Source organism: Gracilimonas halophila, from assembly GCF_042684365.1.
In the GTDB taxonomy this organism is placed as follows: Bacteria; Bacteroidota; Rhodothermia; order Balneolales; family Balneolaceae; genus Gracilimonas; species Gracilimonas halophila.
Genome location: NZ_JBHULI010000022.1, coordinates 283,593 through 285,901, shown reverse-complemented (window position 1 = coordinate 285,901; position 2,309 = coordinate 283,593). Strand labels below are relative to the sequence as shown.

The following is a 2,309-nucleotide window of genomic DNA, read 5'->3' as shown; positions in this document are numbered from 1 at the left end:
TCCGGCCAAAACTCTAAGGCCAGGGGAAACATCCAATTTTAAACATTTAATCCGTCTCATCTTGTAATCCGTTTAATCAGTGGTTCAAATTTTTTTCTGTTATTTCTGTCTCGGTAATTAACAAGCGAAGGTCTTTAGACCTGCCTGTACGGGCAACCAAGTTTGAATCCACCACCGGGCGTATGCGATACGCCCTTACGGCTGGTTTTTGTATGTTTATGTAAATCACTTCTTAACAGCTTTATCAGCGTTAGAACTTATTTCCTGAACACTTTTATCATTCCATAAGTCTTTTTGCCAATTGGTGTAATCAAAAGGTTCACGGATTAAATTTTTGATGAAAATTTCAGCCTCAACATCACCCAGTTCTTTGAGTAAGGCTTCCATTCCTTTTTGTCGAATTTCGGCTTCAGTTCTCATGGCTATACCTCAAGAATATCCAGCATGTCGATAGGGCTTACTATTTCAATGCTCTTAATATTATTGTTTTTGTTTAAAATCTTGTCATCTGTTGTAATAAAGTATTCACATTCGGCTTCAATTGCACAGGCTACATGTAGTGCGTCTTTTGCCTTAAGGTCATAATTGGTCAACTCTTCAGCCAGTTTCACAATGCGCTTGTTCTCATCTACCTGTACTTTTGACTTATCCTTCCATTTCTGTATTACTATTTGCCTGAACTCATAAGGGTTCGCTGAATTTTCATATTCCAAAATGTAGGACCAAACTAAGTCAAGTTTTCCCTGCTCAATCAACGACTGAATATATAATTTAGCTTCTGCCTCAATTCTAATCCTGATTTGATGCTGGTCATCAAAAGGACGATTAAAGCTACAATTGTCAAGATATATTTTCATTATTGTTGTTTGTGCCTACTTTTACTACATAATGCAACTCTGGAAGGCAATCTCCTTCAACCAGGCGTTGTTCAACATTCCACGTGGTGCAGGGAGATCCCGGTTCTGCACCTCCGCTTCTCTGCGGTTTGACCGGGATGACTGCTTTTTATTGGTATGATTTCTTTTTTAACGCTGCATTTCATCATTTTCTTAACGCTCTTTTTTCTAAGGCCGGATTGTTTGAATTTTCAATTCCCTTCTTCTTTCGGTTCATTAACCTGGTATACAGCCGTTTCATCTTTTTGGGAAGAAATCATTCCATTGGGGAATTGGTAGTAAATGTTTCCTTTTTTTGCATATACACTGGGTATGCCTTGTTTACGGTTTTCTTCCTGTGCCTTATGTACAGCCCTGTTTCCAATTTTGGTGATTTCTGCTGTAAACTTGAAAATATTTTGTTCTGTTTCACTCATATTTATCCTTTAACTGTAAGAAGAATGAATATAACAATTCATCATATGCATATACATGATTTTCATTGCTATGCGCAATCTGTTGAAAATGATTTTCGGTATTATAATACAACAACCAACGGTCGCTCAAATGCCGATACGTTTCCCAAAAATTTACGATGCTTCTGCCAAATCTTCTTACAATGTCTTTCTCAGGAACCGGATGACCGCCTTTTCTGACTCTTGATTTCGAGCTTGCTTAATCAAGTTTGATACTGATTTACCGGACAACGTTGTTTCAATAAGTACATTCCTACGGCGTTTAATAAACTGGTCAAATCTCTTGAAAAATTCTTTTCCTGCCTCAAGTCTTACAGAAATGGGATCCTCCGTATTGATCTCATAGGCTATTTCATCGGCACTCAAATACACATAGTTTCCTTTATTGGCATCTAAGTACTCCTTTGCCAAGGTTGTTTTACCAGAGCCTTTGGGACCGGCAACAATAATAAGTTCTTGTTCTTTTGTGTTACTCAATTTAATCGCTCGCGTTGCTCACTATTGGAAAGATTGCATGAAATTGCTTCGTACTAATCTTTCAATCATTTAATTGTCTTTAGTTTTGAGTTTGTTTAGGATCGGGGATCAACGTCGTACGTACGTCAGATAACCGCCGGCGAAAAGAATTTTGAGTCCTGAGTTCTATATTCTTAGTCTTTTATACGTGCTTTCCCCGATGGTCAAAATTCTGTGTGTCTGCATGATCTTTTTTTGAAGCTTTAAAAATAAGAAAGATATGGGTAAACTACAGAATAGTTTTTAGGTGTTAGGTGTTAGGTGTTAGGTTCAAGAGGGCTTCAGGCTCATCAAAGAGTTCCTTGCCTTTGCTCACCAAAACGTCTTCCTCTCCCGGGAGAGGAAACAAAGGTGAGGGTTGGTTGGCAGGGGCAACGTAGCTTGTCATTGGCACCTTTTACCCACCCCTCAATCCCCGCCCGAGCGGGGAAGATCTTTGGGT

Annotated in this window: 4 protein-coding genes; all 4 read right to left on the bottom strand. The window is 38.9% G+C overall.

Translation table 11 applies throughout. The features are described 5' to 3' along the window. Positions 1–225 precede the first annotated feature (225 nt). On the bottom strand, positions 226–420 hold the full coding sequence (locus ACFSVN_RS06305) for a hypothetical protein (RefSeq protein ID WP_390300148.1): 195 nt from the start codon (positions 418–420) through the stop codon (positions 226–228). A gap of 2 nt (positions 421–422) precedes the next feature. After that, on the bottom strand, positions 423–857 hold the full coding sequence (locus ACFSVN_RS06300) for a PIN domain protein (RefSeq protein WP_390300146.1): 435 nt from the start codon (positions 855–857) through the stop codon (positions 423–425). Between the two features lie 230 nt (positions 858–1,087). Next, the gene (locus tag ACFSVN_RS06295) at positions 1,088–1,312 is read right to left on the bottom strand and encodes a hypothetical protein (RefSeq protein ID WP_390300144.1); all 225 of its coding nucleotides are present in this window, start codon (positions 1,310–1,312) and stop codon (positions 1,088–1,090) included. A gap of 177 nt (positions 1,313–1,489) precedes the next feature. Further along, positions 1,490–1,828 carry an AAA family ATPase gene (locus ACFSVN_RS06290; RefSeq protein WP_390300142.1) on the bottom strand — a complete coding sequence of 113 codons (339 nt, stop codon included), beginning with the start codon at positions 1,826–1,828 and terminating at the stop codon, positions 1,490–1,492. Between the last annotated feature and the right edge of the window lie 481 nt (positions 1,829–2,309).

Coding starts and splice junctions, on each gene's coding strand:
- ACFSVN_RS06305 (WP_390300148.1), bottom strand. CDS start 420: ATGAGAACTGAAGCCGAAATTCGACAAAAAGGAATGGAAGCCTTACTC.
- ACFSVN_RS06300 (WP_390300146.1), bottom strand. CDS start 857: ATGAAAATATATCTTGACAATTGTAGCTTTAATCGTCCTTTTGATGAC.
- ACFSVN_RS06295 (WP_390300144.1), bottom strand. CDS start 1,312: ATGAGTGAAACAGAACAAAATATTTTCAAGTTTACAGCAGAAATCACC.